Source organism: Nocardia sp. NPDC055002 (assembly GCF_053608825.1).
Map to the genome: position 1 here is coordinate 121,978 of NZ_JBSGWE010000001.1, position 14,536 is coordinate 136,513.

At 65.4% G+C, this 14,536-nt stretch carries 19 protein-coding genes; 5 read left to right on the top strand and 14 right to left on the bottom strand.

All coding sequences use genetic code 11. The features are described 5' to 3' along the window. Window positions 1-50: 50 nt before the first annotated feature. The gene (locus ACWF99_RS00620; RefSeq protein ID WP_452533763.1) at window positions 51-932 is read left to right on the top strand and encodes a hypothetical protein; all 882 of its coding nucleotides are present in this window, start codon (window positions 51-53) and stop codon (window positions 930-932) included. 112 nt (window positions 933-1,044) lie between these two features. Here ACWF99_RS00620 and ACWF99_RS00625 read toward each other — a convergent pair whose 3' ends face one another. Next, window positions 1,045-1,668, bottom strand: coding sequence for a carbonic anhydrase (locus ACWF99_RS00625; protein ID WP_378628569.1), 624 nt, complete (start codon window positions 1,666-1,668; stop codon window positions 1,045-1,047). 385 nt (window positions 1,669-2,053) lie between these two features. Here ACWF99_RS00625 and ACWF99_RS00630 point away from each other — a divergent pair, with 385 nt between their 5' ends. Continuing rightward, on the top strand, window positions 2,054-2,572 hold the full coding sequence (locus ACWF99_RS00630) for a hypothetical protein (protein ID WP_452533765.1): 519 nt from the start codon (window positions 2,054-2,056) through the stop codon (window positions 2,570-2,572). A 17-nt stretch (window positions 2,573-2,589) separates the two neighbouring features. On the opposite strand, the gene ACWF99_RS00635 is transcribed toward ACWF99_RS00630, so the two are convergent. Together ACWF99_RS00635 and ACWF99_RS00640 are read right to left on the bottom strand one after the other, a co-directional pair. Continuing rightward, complete coding sequence (locus ACWF99_RS00635) at window positions 2,590-3,306, bottom strand: phosphodiesterase (RefSeq protein WP_378628572.1); 717 nt, start codon at window positions 3,304-3,306, stop codon at window positions 2,590-2,592. Window positions 3,307-3,466: 160 nt separating this feature from the next. Next, complete coding sequence (locus ACWF99_RS00640; protein ID WP_378628574.1) at window positions 3,467-3,637, bottom strand: VOC family protein; 171 nt, start codon at window positions 3,635-3,637, stop codon at window positions 3,467-3,469. Between the two features lie 83 nt (window positions 3,638-3,720). Here ACWF99_RS00640 and ACWF99_RS00645 point away from each other — a divergent pair, with 83 nt between their 5' ends. Beyond that, window positions 3,721-4,542, top strand: a complete 822-nt coding sequence (locus ACWF99_RS00645; protein WP_378628576.1) for a class II glutamine amidotransferase — start codon at window positions 3,721-3,723, stop codon at window positions 4,540-4,542. A 29-nt stretch (window positions 4,543-4,571) separates the two neighbouring features. Here the strand turns inward: ACWF99_RS00645 and ACWF99_RS00650 are convergent, their stop codons facing one another. From ACWF99_RS00650 to ACWF99_RS00665, 4 genes are all read right to left on the bottom strand, one after another. Next, window positions 4,572-4,799, bottom strand: coding sequence for a three-helix bundle dimerization domain-containing protein (locus ACWF99_RS00650; protein ID WP_378628578.1), 228 nt, complete (start codon window positions 4,797-4,799; stop codon window positions 4,572-4,574). Window positions 4,800-4,885: 86 nt separating this feature from the next. Further along, a complete protein-coding gene (locus ACWF99_RS00655; RefSeq protein WP_452533767.1) occupies window positions 4,886-6,019 on the bottom strand; it encodes a carboxylate-amine ligase in 1,134 nt (377 codons plus the stop codon). 65 nt (window positions 6,020-6,084) lie between these two features. Next, complete coding sequence (locus ACWF99_RS00660) at window positions 6,085-6,513, bottom strand: DUF7144 family membrane protein (protein WP_378628582.1); 429 nt, start codon at window positions 6,511-6,513, stop codon at window positions 6,085-6,087. A gap of 395 nt (window positions 6,514-6,908) precedes the next feature. Next, the gene (locus ACWF99_RS00665; RefSeq protein ID WP_452533769.1) at window positions 6,909-8,414 is read right to left on the bottom strand and encodes an MFS transporter; all 1,506 of its coding nucleotides are present in this window, start codon (window positions 8,412-8,414) and stop codon (window positions 6,909-6,911) included. An 83-nt stretch (window positions 8,415-8,497) separates the two neighbouring features. Between ACWF99_RS00665 and ACWF99_RS00670 the strand changes: the two genes are divergently transcribed. Beyond that, on the top strand, window positions 8,498-9,295 hold the full coding sequence (locus ACWF99_RS00670) for a TetR/AcrR family transcriptional regulator (RefSeq protein WP_378653157.1): 798 nt from the start codon (window positions 8,498-8,500) through the stop codon (window positions 9,293-9,295). Between the two features lie 150 nt (window positions 9,296-9,445). Continuing rightward, window positions 9,446-9,811, top strand: coding sequence for a VOC family protein (locus ACWF99_RS00675; protein WP_378653154.1), 366 nt, complete (start codon window positions 9,446-9,448; stop codon window positions 9,809-9,811). A 46-nt stretch (window positions 9,812-9,857) separates the two neighbouring features. Here the strand turns inward: ACWF99_RS00675 and ACWF99_RS00680 are convergent, their stop codons facing one another. The 7 genes from ACWF99_RS00680 to ACWF99_RS00710 form a co-directional block, all read right to left on the bottom strand. Next, window positions 9,858-10,583: a GNAT family N-acetyltransferase gene (locus ACWF99_RS00680; protein WP_452533771.1), complete on the bottom strand. Its 726-nt coding sequence runs from the start codon at window positions 10,581-10,583 to the stop codon at window positions 9,858-9,860. Next, window positions 10,519-11,352 (bottom strand): hypothetical protein, encoded by an 834-nt coding sequence (locus ACWF99_RS00685; RefSeq protein WP_452533773.1) that lies wholly within the window; start codon window positions 11,350-11,352, stop codon window positions 10,519-10,521. The genes ACWF99_RS00680 and ACWF99_RS00685 overlap by 65 nt, the downstream gene beginning before the upstream one ends. Window positions 11,353-11,410: 58 nt before the next feature. Next, window positions 11,411-11,734, bottom strand: coding sequence for a hypothetical protein (locus ACWF99_RS00690; protein WP_452533775.1), 324 nt, complete (start codon window positions 11,732-11,734; stop codon window positions 11,411-11,413). Between the two features lie 17 nt (window positions 11,735-11,751). Further along, window positions 11,752-11,979, bottom strand: coding sequence for a hypothetical protein (locus ACWF99_RS00695; protein ID WP_378653145.1), 228 nt, complete (start codon window positions 11,977-11,979; stop codon window positions 11,752-11,754). Between the two features lie 201 nt (window positions 11,980-12,180). Further along, window positions 12,181-13,236: an SEFIR domain-containing protein gene (locus ACWF99_RS00700; protein WP_452533777.1), complete on the bottom strand. Its 1,056-nt coding sequence runs from the start codon at window positions 13,234-13,236 to the stop codon at window positions 12,181-12,183. Between the two features lie 206 nt (window positions 13,237-13,442). Further along, window positions 13,443-14,270, bottom strand: coding sequence for a Mov34/MPN/PAD-1 family protein (locus tag ACWF99_RS00705; protein ID WP_452533779.1), 828 nt, complete (start codon window positions 14,268-14,270; stop codon window positions 13,443-13,445). Continuing rightward, on the bottom strand, window positions 14,267-14,536 hold the full coding sequence (locus ACWF99_RS00710; RefSeq protein ID WP_378653137.1) for a hypothetical protein: 270 nt from the start codon (window positions 14,534-14,536) through the stop codon (window positions 14,267-14,269). Before ACWF99_RS00710 ends, ACWF99_RS00705 begins: the two co-directional genes overlap by 4 nt.

Genomic DNA, 14,536 nt, shown 5'->3' on the forward strand with positions numbered 1-14,536 from the left:
TGGGAGCAGGGCTATCGAGGACAGGTCGGAGGCGCGTGACAGTCGGTCGGATGAGACGGACAGCCGTGGTGGCAGGGGCGGTGGGCGCTCTGGGGCTGCTCGGCTTCGGCGGGCTTGCGGCTGGTGAGCCGACCGTCGTCCCCAGGGACAAGATCGGCGTCACCGAGGGACTGGGCTCCACCGAGGTTCCCGGCGGTGATGGATTCGCCGACGGCGACACTCTTCGGTTGGTCGCAGGTCCGGGAGACCACGGCAACGGCGGCAACAACGGGAATTCGGACCCGGGCAGCGGTAACGGCAACCAGGGAAATGGTGGCGGTAACCAGGGCAACAACGGGAATCAGAACCCCGGCAGCGGTAACGGCAACCAGGGAAACGGCGGCGGTAACCAGGGCAACAACGGGAATCAGAACCCCGGCAGCGGTAACGGCAACCAGGGAAACGGCGGCGGAAACCAGGGCAACAACGCGAACCCCGGTAATGCACCCGAACCGCGGGCGCCTGCCCCAGAATCCGCCCCCGAAGCCCCGGCGCCCCGTGCAAGCCCCGAGTCCGAGAGCGCCCAGCCCGACACCGCCGAACCCGGCGGTGCACCGGGCAGCGACTCACCGGGCGGTGGCGGCGCCGCACCGCCGGCCGGATCAGCTCCCAACGGAGCCGGAGAGTCACCCCGGTCACCGGCCCCCGCCGGAGCAGGGGATCCGCCCGCCGCGCCCGCGCCCGGCGGCGGTGCGGCGGTTCCCGCCCACGAGGTCCGACCCACCAGCGACACGGGGATCCTCCCCGAGCCGAATCTCCTCTCGGTGATCGGTGGCCTCATCGCTCTGGGGCTCGCCGGCGGCGGATCGGCCGTGGTCAGTTTCCAAGGCGCCGCACAGGCCCAGGCACGTATCGCCGCCGCCCGAGCCGAGTTCTTCGGACCGCGAGCGTGATCGTGGGCATCGCCTTCGGCCCGCTTCATCGGCTGACTCGGTTGAGAGCGGCGGCGGCTGATCCGCACTGAGAGACGTTGCCGCCGTAGCGGATCCGATGCGGACGCCGCGACTACTCGAGTTCGCCGATGTTGCCGATCACCCGGTTCAGTTGGACCCTTCCCTCGGACAGGTTGTAGGTGACACACGCGATGGCGAGTTTTCCGGCCTGGATCTTCTCGGCGATGGCGCTCGACCGTTGCGTCAGCAACAGGCCGGTCTCCTCCACGTGCCGTGCTTCGAGTTCGTCGACGGAGCTCAGTCCTTCGCGGCGGCCCAGCAAGATCGACGGGGTGACTCGTTCGACGACACTTCGAATGAATCCACCGGGCACGGCGCCGGAATCGAGGGCGTCGATCGTCGCGCGGACCGCACCGCAGCTGTCGTGCCCGAGGACGACAATCAGTGGAACGTTGAGGACCTCGACACCGTATTCGATCGATCCGAGCACGGAGCCGTCGACGACATGGCCGGCTGTGCGCACGACGAACATGTCGCCGAGGCCGCGGTCGAAGATGATCTCGGCGGCGACTCGGGAGTCGCCGCACCCGAACAGGATCGCGGACGGGTGCTGCCCGGTGGTGAGTTCGGTTCGGTTCGCTGCGCCTTGGTTGGGATGCTGCAGTCGTCCTTCGACGAAGCGATCGTTTCCCTCGCGGAGGGTCTTCCAGGCGGCAACAGGACTCGTATGCGGCATATGTCCAGTTCTAACATGCGCTGGGTTCGCGACCCTCGGGGTGGTGGTCGGCTCCTTGGATGTCGACAACGAGGTCGATGGCGTACCGGTCGAGGCTCTGGTGGCCTGAGGTGCGACGACGCCGATCCGGCGAGACCGCGACTGCGAATCACTGATGCTCGGTGGCTGACTGCGCAGCGCCCGGGTGGCACGCCGGTCGGCGTGGCCGAGCGACGCTGTGCCGCTCGCGCCACGTCGACTGGCAACACCGAGCCGGGCAAGGCAATTTGCGAGCCGACGGTCCGGCCCCGCAGCGACGTATGCTGGTCGCGATCGGCGCCCAGGGCACCTTCGAGTACTTTCCCGCCTCGAACCGGCTACGTGCCCACTGACAAGCGAGAAGGTCGTGTCGAAAAGCCCGAATTTACGGTGGTTCTGGTCCGTCCTCACGCTCGTGACGTGTGGAGCGCTCTTGTGGGGGTGCGCCGCCTCCGTTGTCATACCGAAACTGGACAAGGACCTCTCCGCCGAGGAGGCGCGACGGGTCATGGAACGGCGAAGTATCTGGATACCTGACTCGTTCGAGTTGGTCAGCATGCGCCGATTCGGGTGCCCGCCGTTGGCGGGGATGTGCGGCTACGCGGGCAGCTATGTCGCACCAGCGGAACATTTCCCGGACTACCGGGCGATGTACACTGATTCGACGTATACCCAACCGCTGCAGAAGATTACCTGCGCCGAGCTGACCAAGCGGCTGGGATTCCAGCCGACGACCGAGCGCAAGGACTGGAAGTTCGATTGCGCGAACGCGATCGAACTGTTCGCCAGCGCGCCCTATGGCGACATCAGCCCCGACTACCCCGGGGTGACGATCGTTCGGGACTCTCAGTTCGCCACAATCCACTTCTATTCACGTCCGAGCTGACGTGACCGGCTCGCCGATCAGATCGCGGGCTGGGCGCCGTCGTCGGTGCGGCCGCGGCGGCTTCCGGTGTAGGCGTTTTCGCGCAGCCAGTTCACCACCTGAGGCATCAAGGTGACGTCGGCAGGATGGTTGAGGATCGGATCGAAGAAGTCGGTGCGGTATTCGCCCGGCTCGGCTCGCCGTAGATCGAGTTCGCCGACGGTTTCGGGTGGGCGGCCGATGCCATCGGCGGTGATCGAGAACCGGAGCACCCGGTCGTCGAGGTGGTCGTCGAGGGCCCGCAGGGACGCTGTGTTCGGCAGGTCGTCGGTGTCGAGCGGTTCGGCGAAGAGCCAGACCGGTGACGCGTCGGCGAATCGGTAGGGCAGCAGCGTGCCGAAACGGGCCGTGGCCCAGGCGCGTGCGGGGGTGATGACGAACCGGCCCATCGCACTGCGACCGGTGGTCGCCAGCGCGAAGTCCCAGGGACGTTCGTCGCGATCGAGGACCCGGAAAGCCAGCCCGAGTACGTCGGGCACGCCGCCGGGGCTGCCGATGCCTTTCGATTGCCGGGCGATGACCGCGCGGTCGCCGGGTCCGAACCAGGGCTCGTAGGCGCTGGTGGCACGGAATCGGCCCGCGAGGCGGACACCGCGCGGGTGGAACACCCGTGCGTGCCGCAACCGAGCCCCGGTCTGGAAGGTGGTGCGGACAACGGTATTCGGTAGTTCGGCGACACGGTGCATATCGATCATCGGCGCTGGTCTCCTGTCACGGTGGTGGTCATACGGTGCGCCTACCCCCGGCGACGGAGCCCAATCGCTGTCCGGCGATCGGAAGTGTCGATCTGGTGAGAAGAGTGTCGTCACCACGCGCTTGTCGCGCGCTCCAGCGTCTCCGAACTAGAGCGATCGCTCAGGTATCGCCGGCCGTAATTCCCCACCCGAGGCAGAACGTATGACCTGCGGGATCGCGGAATACCCGGAAGCGGTCTTCGCCGACAGCATCGGTCACGCGCGTAGCGCCGAGACTCCACCGGTAGCGGGCCGGCAGCCACAATCGGGCACTGGCGGAGACGAAATTCATTGCGGTGAATTCGAAACTGCTGTCGGATTCGACTCCTTAACATCGGCGATCCGGTCTGCTTGAATGGATATATGTGCAGATGGATGGCGTACGTGGGGGAGCCGATCCTCGCGGAAGAACTGTTGTTCACGCCGCGGCACTCGTTGATCGACCAGAGTTTGCATTCCCGACTCGGAGCCACGACGACCAACGGTGACGGTTTCGGTATCGGCTGGTATGGGGAGGGTGCAGAACCCGCGGTGTTCAAGAGCATCGAACCGGCGTGGAACGACCGAAATCTGCGTGAGGTCTCCGGTCAGATCCGTACGCCGTTGTTGTTCGCCCATATTCGCGCGTCGACCGGGACGCCGGTACAGCGCAGTAACTGCCATCCGTTCCGGCACGGTCGGTGGCTGTGGATGCACAACGGAGCACTGCGTGGCTTTCGCGAGGTCCGCCGTGACTTGGTCACCGCGATCGACCCGGCGTTGTTTCCCGACCTCGAAGGATCGACGGATTCGGAAACACTGTTCTATCTGGCGTTGACCTTCGGTCTCACCGAAGATCCACTCGGCGCGGTCGCCCGCGCGGTCGGATTCGTCGAAGACGTAGGTCGCGCGCACCAGGTGGAGAATCCGGTCCAGATGACGGTCGCGACGACCGATGGACAGTCACTGTGGGTCTTCCGCTACTCCAGTGAACGTCAGTCGAGATCGCTGTTCTTCTCGACGAAGATCGCTCAGTTGCGCGCGCTGCACCCCGAGGTGGAAGTGCTGCACCGTCTCGGCGACCACACCCGTTTCGTGGTTTCCGAACCGCTGCGCGACCTTCCCGGCGCGTGGAACGAAGTTCCCGAATCGTGTGCCGGAATCGTGCGGGCCGGGGCGGATGAACTCCTGGGGTTCGAGCCCATTTCGCCGGTCTGAGCCGGCGAATCGAGATCTGTGACACCGCGCTAGATCGTGGCCATCGCCTCGGAGCTGTGCGGGTCCTCACCGGTGACCTCGATCGGGTAGACGCCGACAGTTTGCACAGCGGCCTTCTCGACGAGCAGCGGAACGAAATCGCGGACACGGGCGTCGGCGAATCGCTCATGAATACGGCGAACCAGGAGCTCGATCCCCGCCGGTGACTCTGCCGGGAAACGGGCGATCAAGCGTTCGATCACCTGATCGATCTGCACAGATTCATTGTCGTCGCGCATCATCCACCCGCCTGCTCGCTCTCAACTCGCCGGTCGTGTCATCTGCTCCGCTGGGAATCGCCGGTCTATTCGCACCCTTCGACGGTCAGTCGTGCGAGCACAGCGAAGACGTTCGCCAGGCCGCCTGCCCGTAGTGCATCGCGTTGCCGGACGGCGCCGTTGCCGCTGGTGAGCACTGCCGCCAACGCAGCGCGGGTGAATTCGTAGTCACCGGATTCCTCCAGGGCGGAACGGACGTGGCAGAGCAATTGGGTCAGGGCGTGGCGGGTATCGTGCCGACCCACGATGGTCGTGGGGAATCGTGGGCTGGAAAGCCCGTTGCGGGCGGCGTAGCGGCATGCCGAGCGCAGATGCGTCCGGGCGATCGGATCGGCGAGGTGCCCACGGCCGATGGCGGCGACCGAGGTGATGACGAGGGCCCGTACCAGACTCGCCAACAGTGTCGTTTCCACGACGGTCGCGGGCACGTCGCTGATCCGGATCTCGATCGTCGGCAGGTGAGCCGACAATCGGACATCCCAATAGACCATCGCCGGGTCGAGGATCTGCCCGTCTTCGGCGAGTCCCGCGACGATGTCGTCGTAGTGCGCTGCCGACTGGAAATACGGTGGTGGGCCGGCACTGGGCCACCGCGCCCACACCATGTGGCGCCAACTGGCGTGCCCGGTATCGGTGCCCTCGGCGATCGGGGAATTCGCTGTCAACGCCAACAGCGCGGGCAGCCAACGACGCAGGTGATTGCTGACCTGCACCGCGAGGTCGCGCTCGGGAACACAGACATGGACATGGCAACCACAGGTCACCTGGTCGGCCAGTGCCTTGAAGTGTTCGGCTATGCGCTGGTATCTCGGCGTGTCGGTGATGGAACCGGCAGGCGGCCCCCAGATCGGTACCCCCACCGCCAGCGGAAGCGAGCCGGAGCGAGCCGCGGCGTCGATGATCGTGACTCTGGCTCGCCGAACCTCGCGGTGTACCGCCTCGATGCTCGCGCAGACGGGAGTGCAGGTTTCGATCTGGCATCGCGAGAGTTCCAGCTGCAATTCGACGTCGGTCCCGGCGGCCGCGACGGTGGTGTTGGTCAGGCAAGGGCGCCCGGTGGCGGGGTCGATCAGCACGAACTCTTCCTCGACGCCGACGGTGAACGCGCGCAGATCGTTGCGGTGTGACCGATCGCGTCGGTCGATCGACAGGGACGCCATCGTTCCTCCTGGTCGGCGTCGCGCCCACCGGTAGACGAGCTATCGGGGAGAGATCCGACGAGGACTCAGCGTTCGGGTCGCCAGGTGGAGACAGCCCAGATGATCACGACACTCAGCGCGATGATCACGATGGACCATGCCGGGTAGTACGGCAGGGACATGAAGTTCGCGACGATGACCAGTGCGGCGATCCCCAGCGCGCCGTACCGACCCCATGTCGATCCGATCGCGAGTCCGACGCCACAGATCAGCGCGACGGCGCCCAGCACGACATGGATCCAGCCCCACGTCGTGGTGTCGAACTCGTAGACGTATTCGATTCCGGCGACATACAACTTGTCGTCCGCGATCGCGGAGATGCCCTGCAGAATGGAGACCGCCGCCAAAATGACAAGCATGAACGCGGCGGCGATGGATATGCCCTCGGCGACCGCCTCCCGCTGGAAGGGCTCTTCCTCGGGGGCGTTGTATACCGGTGACGGGTTGCCGGTCATGATCGACTCCTCGGTGATACTGAGGACCGCCCACTCGACGCGGTTGAATGGAAGCAGGTCCTGTCGGAAACTTCTACTTTTCGAATCGTCTGTCCGTGGACCACGTGTGGTGGATATCGTCGCGATGAGGGGTTCTATTCGTGCGCGACTGTTTGCTCGGTGTCGCGGTGCATCATCGAGGATCACATGCCCAGCGAAATTGTCTGCGGGGGTGCAGTATCCGCATTTCGTGGGTTGCTCAGAGTTTACCGGAGTGGATTCCTCTTAACAAGGCGCGGTCCGACGAGAGGCGGCAATCGGCATTCACCCGCAACAATTACGGTCGCGGGTCAGGTGCGGGAGCAAGCACTTCGTCTGGTCGCTGTCGAACTACGTCCGCAGGGGCCGAACGGACGTCAGGCCGCGACCGCCTGCTCGGGTACCTTGACAACGAACAGGCTGATCAGCAGGGCCGCCGCCGTGAAGATCACGGCAGCGATCACGGCGCTGGACATGCCGTGCGCGAGGATATCCGCGGCCCCGGTGCTTTCCTGGGCCCGTTCGGCTCGGGCCGACTGATAGATGGTGGTCAGAATGGCCACGCCCAGCGAAAGTCCCAGCTGCTGGGTCGCTTGGAGCAGCCCGGACGCGGCGCCCATGTCGCGAGGCTCGAGTCCGCCGAGCACGGTCATGTTCAGCGTGACGAAGGCCAGGCTCAGGCCGGCGCCGAGCAGAACGAAGGGGCCGAGAACGCCGGTGAAGTAGTTGGTCGATTCATGGGTGGTGGTCAGCCAGATCGCTTCCAGCATCATCAGGACCACCCCGGTGAGCAATACCTGCTTGCGGCCGAATCGGGCGATCAGTCTCGGCGCCGCCTTCGCGACGGCGAACTGGACCGAAGCCATGGGAAGGAAGGCGATTCCGGCGATCAGCGGGCTGAAACCGAGCGCTTCCTGGATGTAGAGCGAGAGCAGGATGTAGGTGCCCGCCATGGCCGCCATCAGCAGAACGAATGTGAGGTAGGCGCCGGCCCGAACCGGATCGCCGAGCAGCCGCAACGGCATGATCGGGTGATCGGCGCGCCGTTCGGCGCGGACGAACGCCGCGATGAGCACGATGCCGACAACGGTCGGTACCACGGTGACCGGCTCGGCCCAACCGTCGGACCCGTGAGTCAGCCCGTAGACGACACCGACCATGCCGAGCGTGGACAAGATCGCCCCTAGCAGATCGAATGTGCCCGTGTGGCGCTCGGTTTCGGTCAGGTAGCGCAGCGCGAGCACGATGGTCAGCACGCCGATCGGCACATTGACGAAGAACACCAGACGCCAACTCAGGGTGGTGAGGATGCCGCCGAGGATCAAGCCGAGCGTGATACCGAATCCGGTGACCATGGAGAACACCCCGAGCGCGCGCGTGCGTTCGGGCCCATCGGCGAAGGTGGCGGCGATCATCGACAGGGCGGCGGGGCTCGCGAAGGCGAAGCCGACGCCTTGCAGCGCCCGCGCGGCGATCAGCAAGCTCTCATCGGGTGCGACGCCACCGAGGATCGAGGCGGCGACGACAAGGCCGAGTCCCCAGATGAACATCCGGCGCCTGCCGAGAAGGTCGCCGGCCCGGCCGCCCAGCAGCAGCAGGCCACCGTAGGCCAGTGAGTAGGCACTGAACACCCAGGCGAGTGCCGGTCCGGACATGTCGAGTCCGGAACGGATTTCGGGCAGGGCGATATTGACGACATTGCTGTCGACCGCGACCATGAGCTGGCAGGTCACGATAATGCCCAACACGATCGACAGGCGGCGGTTGTGTCTGCCCGCGCTCTGCGCGGTCTCGTCGTGAGCTCGGGTGGCGGGCTGGGTATCTCGGCTGGTCATCGACATCCGTTCGAAGGATTCGGGAAAGGTCGAGCTGCTGCGCGGCACTGCGCGTCTGCTCTACGCTTGTAGACTGAGATCAGCATAGGCACGCCCACCTATTTCGTCTACAGATGTTGAGTGAGGTTGCGATGACAGGGCACGAACTCGACGCGGCGTCTGCGCCCGTCAGCCGGGCCGAGCGGCGCAGCCAGACCCGGCAACTGATCCTGGACGCGGCGCGCGAGCTCTTCGCCGAGCGTGGTTACCTCGAGACCACGATTCGGGCCGTCGCGCAGCGCGCCGATGTCGATCCGGCGCTGGTGATGCAGCATTTCGGTGCGAAGAACGCACTGTTCGATGCGGTCTCGGGCATTCCGATCACCCTCGACGACGCGTTGGAAGGCCCGCCGGAGGAACTCGGTGAACGCCTGCTTCGGCACGCCTTGGCGGATGTGGACCGCAAGGACGACCGAACGATGCCGGTACTGCGGTCGATGCTCACCCATCCGGAGGCCGCCCATGCCGTGCGCTGCGCGATCGTGAATCCGGAAACGAGCCCGTGGACGCGCGTGCTGGTCGGCCCGGATGCTGAGCGGCGGTCCGCGTTGATCGGCACGCTGGTGCTCGGAGTGCTGGTCGCGCGCTACATGGTGCACATTCCCGGGGTATCCGATGCGCCGGCGGAACGGTTGGTCGAGTTGGTCGGACCGTGCCTGCGCCCGCTGGTGATGGATGGTTTGCCGCCGGAGCCGAAAGAGCCGAGCACGGCCCTGGCGGCGCTGGCCGAAGCGGACGCCGCGCGTCGGGCTGCTGCTGAACGGGTCGACGAGTGCGCCAGGATCGCGCTGGCCGGCGGCGCGTCCTACGGTGATGTGGGCCGACTGGTCGGGATCAGCCGACAGGCGGCCCGCAAACGGTGGCCAACTGCCACGGCCGTTGACAACTGAAGTTGTCAACGATCGGCGCGACTTCGACGGCGGAAACTCAGTCTGCCAAGATTGACAACCTGAGTTGTCATTGCGGCGCGCACTGCCCGTGTTGTGAGCGTGACGATCCGAAGTGGAGACGACTCGAGACTTGCTCTCTATGGTGGATCGATGGTGTCGGTTAAACAGATCCAGGTCACCTTCGACTGCGCGGAGCCCGAGCGTGTTGCTCGTTTCTGGTCCGAGGTATTGGGGTACGAGCACACCGGCTCGGCATGTGTCGATCCCTCAGGTGTGGGCCCGCGCCTGTACTTCCAGCGCGTGCCCGAGGGGAAGGTCGTCAAGAACAGGCTTCACATCGACGTGCGGGTGGGCACCGGGCTCGTGGGTGAGGAGCGCGTCGCCGCACTCGAAGCCGAATGCGCACGGCTGATCGCACTCGGCGCGGTGCGCCTGCGACTACTGCGTGCCGATGGCGTCAACGAGTCGTGTCTGGTGATGCAGGACGTCGAGGGCAACGAGTTCTGTCTCGACTGAGTAGCCCTGCCCCGCCCTCGCGTGTCCTCGCTGACCGGGCCGGGTATCAGTCGGTGCGGAGTCGGGCGTGGAGGTGCATGTCATGGCGGCCGTCACTGTGGCGGCCGGCTCCACGCAGTGTGCCCTCGAAGAGGAATCCGCATTTGGCTGCGACCCGGCACGATGGCAGATTGTGGACCGAGTGGGTGAGCTCGATCCGATCGAATCCGACGTCGTGAAAAGCCCAACGGGTCAGCATGTTTGCGGCGCGAGGCGCGATGGAGTGCCCGCGCCGGGCGGGCAGGGTCCAGTAGGCGAGTTCGGTGACGCCCTCGGTGAGGTCCGACTGCCGAAATCCGATGCGTCCGGCGACTTCTCCGTTGCTGGTGACAGCCCATTGACCGTTGCCGCTGGACCAGGCCGAGCGCCATTGGCGAATCCACTGGCGAACCTGCTCGATGGACTCGGCCGTCCGAACATTGTTCGGATACCTTCGAAGGTCCCGGATCGGTTCAGCTGGGTGGGTTGGCGGTCGACCTCTCCGAGCCCGGCTTGGAGTTGGGCTTCGATGTGGAAAGTGGCGTCGGCTCGATCCTGCCGTAACGCTGTACGCGTAGTCGACAGCGGAGATCCGTGTGCGAGCGGAGAACCTCGCTGCGGCAGTGATGAACGTATCGGTGCGGCGGCGCGTATCGCCGTTCAGCGCCGCCGCGGTCCGCTCCTTCCGGTCAGAAACGCTCGAGATCGTAGAGCTCGGTCCCGGACGCATCGAAAACGGAGGCGTGCTCGGCATCTGTGAACTCGACGAGGTATTTCGCTCGATTGGGGCTCTGCGTCACTATCAACGTGTACCGGCCCTCCGTATCGGCTTTGCTGGATATCGAGCATGTCATCGGTCCGCCGATGTCGAGCGGTTCGCCGTTGTTGTAAAAGAATCCGTCGCACCGGCCACCGTCGGAATTGAAGGTCTTGGTTCCGGTACCGTCGGATGCTGTCCACGTGCCTGCCATGGCCTCTGCGCCACCACCCGGCTGTGGACCCGAGGTCGGATCGCTCATCAGCCGGTCGGCGGAGAAGCCGAGCAGCGCGACCGCACCGACGACAACGAACGTCGTGAGTACCGGATGGCGCTTGGCCTGATGCACGATCTTGCTCTTCACATTGACCGGGCCGGTGGCGCTGATTCCGCCCATCACACCGGCGAAAGTGCCGGAGTTGTTGTACTGCGACCCGGAACCGGCCGGGGCAGGTGGCGGAGTCGGCGGTGCGGTCAGCCGGTCGAGTTCGGCACTGAAGCCGCTGTCGCCGGCGACCGCGACCGAAATGGACCGTTCGGCGGCGACCTGCGTGGCCGAGGACACCGCACCGTTGGTCGCGCGGGCCTCGTTCAGCAACTGCTGTACGGCCGGGTCGCCACCGAGCTTGGCAACCACGGCGTTGCGTACTCGATTCACCGCGAGGTCCAGCGCTTCGTCGGTGAGTCCATTGATGGGTTTCCCGACCCGGTTGGCCTTGCCGACCGCCCAGGCGATCAACATGGCGACGGCAATTTCCACGGTCATTGCGTATTCACCTTTCCCGAAATGCGGATCCGGCCGCGGTGGTCCGCGGCGGGCGGGTTCAGCCCCATGTCCCGGAGTCCCAGTCGACGGCGTTGTCGATCGACTCCGCGCCGTTGCGGCCTGCCTTGCCGCCGGTGTCCTTGCTGAATCCGAAGGTGCCGCAATAGGAGTCCACTTCACTGCGCACACCGATGGTGTTGGCGGTGGACAGCGTCTCCAGATCATGGTCGGCCAGTAGGTCGTCGAGGGTGTCGTTCTGGTCCTCGTAGCTCATCGCGGCGAACTCCGAACAGGTCACATCCTTGGGGTCCTGCCCGCACGAGACGGGTGTCAGAGCCACGAGGATGCCTACGGTCACCGAAAGGATGCGTCGGAATGTCATGTGTGTTCCGCTCCCTGTCAACGATTGAGGCCGGCGAAGAGAACGAGCCCGCCGACGATGGGGAGCGCGTAGAACCAATCCGTCATGAAGTAGCTGCCACGCGAGAACGCGATATATCCGCCGTACCCGACGGATAGCAGACCCAGGGCGATCAGCACGATCGCGCCGGAACCGTAGAAATTGAATCCCGCTACACAGAGCATGATTCCGAATACTGCTACGAACAATGCGTTGACAAATCGCATTCGATATCCTCTTATCCGTTTTCCGATGGGCGGAGGTGCGCCGATTCGAGCGCACCCCGCCCGGCGCCCGAATCGGCGGGCCTTCTCGTGACGACGCCATGGGCGTTGCCGAATCGAGGATGCACGGCCGCGGCGATGTTCCGGCGCGTGGCGTGGAAACGCTGGAAAACGCTGAACGCCACTGGAAAACGAGAGGTCGGCTCAGGTGAACAGCGTGGGGTTTCCCCAGGCCAGGGCTGGTAATTTGCTGGGGCGCCCGACAGCGGCACCCAAGCCTGCCAGCATCGGATTGGCGACCGTGTCAGGCCGATAGGCGACCAGGCGAAGCCGCAGGACATCGCTCACGTCGTAGCGGATGCGCGCCGGCTCACCATGGGCCACCTCGACCTGTTTCTGCGCCTCGCCGTCGAGGAAGACCTGGAAGTAGCCGATCTGCCGTGCGTCCACGGCGTCGTCGAGGACGCCGACCACGGTTTCGAACTCTCGAAACGACCGGCGCAGGTTGTACTCGATCGGGCTGCGCGGGTCGCCGCAGAAGTTCGCGCAGCGGTGAACAATGCTGTTGCCGTAGTGGATTCCGTTGAGATCGGCTCCGGTGATCTGCAGATCCGGGCCTCGCGTGATCGGGTCGAAAGCGTCGGTGAGCAGCTGTGCCTTGCGTTTACGCGGTGCGTCGGAACTCTGCGGTTCGGTGCGTCGGCTACCGAACTGCGGGCCGACCCACTTGCCGCGACGCGGGGCAGGATGTTCGGTGACTCCGCTGAACGCCGCGAGCAGATCGTTGATGCCCTCGGTCGTGAATTCGCTGATCTCGTAGTGAGTGGTGGAATGGGCAGCCAGGAACACCGGGACCTCGTCGACCGAGCGGCCCGGGAGGATGACCGGCAGGATCCGTCGGGTTTCCCCGCGTAGATCTCTGGTGAGGCCGTCGCGGATGATCGCCGCCTCGAACTGTGCGCCGCGCCCCTCGTCCGCGGCGGCGGTGCCGTCCGCGCGGCGTTTGTAGGCGGGGGAGGCGATGACGAGGACGAAGTCCGCGTTGGTCAGTTGCTCGATGGCCCACAGCGACCAGTCGCGGCGCTCGTAATCGTCCCAGGCGTCGAGCCGGACGTCGACGCCCGCCTCGCTGCGGAGGAATGTGCTGAACTCGCGCACCAGTTCCTTGTGCTGGGGTGAGTCGTGCGAATAGGAGACGAACACCCGGGGAGCTACGTTGTCGCCAGCCGCCGGGGTGGCCGCGTCCTGCTCGGTACTCACTGGAGCGCGGTGGGCTGCTCAACAGCCCGCGTCGGTGCCATCATTGTCGTGTTCTTCATTTCTTCCCTTCTGATAAACGTCCCGAATGCGTTCTGCCCGAGTGGAATACGATTAGCAGATATAAGGACTCCACCCATCCGAAGCCGGTGACGGCCCAGAATGGTAGGCGACCGGGACCGGGTTCCGGGCCGCATCGCGGCAGGAATTCACCACGGATCCGGCGCGACGTGTAGCGCACGCGCCAACCGGGATTCCGCTGGAACGGTCAGGTCCCAGGTGAGGGGCAGCGGGAGTATGCGGTGGTGTCGGTGGTCGATGCCGAAGCGATCCAGCAATGTCGACCTGCCACTGTCGAATTCGTCAGTGCGCTCGGCGAGCACCATCGGCGCCTGTGTCGGGTACAGCAGTGGGAACAGCAGCGTCAACTCCAGTCCCGCCGTACGCATCACCGCCGTGACGTGGACGACTCCCTCGACATCGACCGTTCTCGGTGTGGAGACCGATGTGCCGAGTGCTGTCGCGAGACTCGTGCAGTCGCGACCGACCGGCAGGATCTGAACTCGGGCGGGACGGACCTCGACCGTCCCCAGCGAGGTCGGCACCGAGACGAAGACGGACAGGAGACCGTTCGGCAGCAGCACCTGGTGGTCTCTCGTGCGCTGATTCTGGTGCGTGACAATGGGAGTGACGTACCTTCCGAGCCAGGGGGCCAGGCGGAGGCAATCGGTGATGGCCTCCAGGTCGTCTGCCGAGGGGTGCTCCGCGCCCTTGGCGTGCGAGTGCACGATTCCCTTGAGTTCGAGGTCGGGCTCGGTCTCTTCTGTTCGGGTGAGCTCTCGCTGGAACGCGGTCGAGATGCGGAAGGTCGTCGCGGTCGAGATCGCGTCCGGGTCCGGAAGGAACGCTGTGATCAGGGGAAGCCCCAACGGCCCGAGCAGTCCGCCGCCACGTTCCGGCGGGTGGGCGGCGACGTGCCGGTCGATCGCGGTGAGGACGGAGTCGACGAGAGATATGTGGCGAAACACTCCGCTCACGCGCCCCGGTGGGCATCGCGCCGGAACCCGTTGCGGTCCACGGGTAGTCGATGTCGCGCCGTCGCGGTCGGCGCGTCGAACGTCTCGGTGGTGACCTGTGAGAACTGGCGGTCGAGGAGTTCCTCTGTTCTGTCCACCAGCAGAATTCGCCCGTCGGTGTCCAGCACCAAACCGTACGGACGGGACGGGGCGCCACTCGGCCCCGCCGTGGTGTCGTCGAAGGGGATATGTTCCAGGGATTTCGGTCGACTCATCGCATCGGACAC

Bases quoted from the DNA above. Each gene is read 5' to 3' on its own strand.
- ACWF99_RS00625 (WP_378628569.1), bottom strand. From the start codon at position 1,668: ATGCCGCATACGAGTCCTGTTGCCGCCTGGAAGACCCTCCGCGAGGGA.
- ACWF99_RS00660 (WP_378628582.1), bottom strand. From the start codon at position 6,513: ATGACCGGCAACCCGTCACCGGTATACAACGCCCCCGAGGAAGAGCCC.
- ACWF99_RS00645 (WP_378628576.1), top strand. From the start codon at position 3,721: ATGGCGTACGTGGGGGAGCCGATCCTCGCGGAAGAACTGTTGTTCACG.
- ACWF99_RS00635 (WP_378628572.1), bottom strand. From the start codon at position 3,306: ATGATCGATATGCACCGTGTCGCCGAACTACCGAATACCGTTGTCCGC.
- ACWF99_RS00675 (WP_378653154.1), top strand. From the start codon at position 9,446: ATGGTGTCGGTTAAACAGATCCAGGTCACCTTCGACTGCGCGGAGCCC.
- ACWF99_RS00680 (WP_452533771.1), bottom strand. From the start codon at position 10,583: ATGCCGAGCACGCCTCCGTTTTCGATGCGTCCGGGACCGAGCTCTACG.
- ACWF99_RS00655 (WP_452533767.1), bottom strand. From the start codon at position 6,019: ATGGCGTCCCTGTCGATCGACCGACGCGATCGGTCACACCGCAACGAT.
- ACWF99_RS00640 (WP_378628574.1), bottom strand. From the start codon at position 3,637: ATGAATTTCGTCTCCGCCAGTGCCCGATTGTGGCTGCCGGCCCGCTAC.
- ACWF99_RS00685 (WP_452533773.1), bottom strand. From the start codon at position 11,352: ATGACCGTGGAAATTGCCGTCGCCATGTTGATCGCCTGGGCGGTCGGC.
- ACWF99_RS00690 (WP_452533775.1), bottom strand. From the start codon at position 11,734: ATGACATTCCGACGCATCCTTTCGGTGACCGTAGGCATCCTCGTGGCT.
- ACWF99_RS00670 (WP_378653157.1), top strand. From the start codon at position 8,498: ATGACAGGGCACGAACTCGACGCGGCGTCTGCGCCCGTCAGCCGGGCC.
- ACWF99_RS00695 (WP_378653145.1), bottom strand. From the start codon at position 11,979: ATGCGATTTGTCAACGCATTGTTCGTAGCAGTATTCGGAATCATGCTC.
- ACWF99_RS00620 (WP_452533763.1), top strand. From the start codon at position 51: ATGAGACGGACAGCCGTGGTGGCAGGGGCGGTGGGCGCTCTGGGGCTG.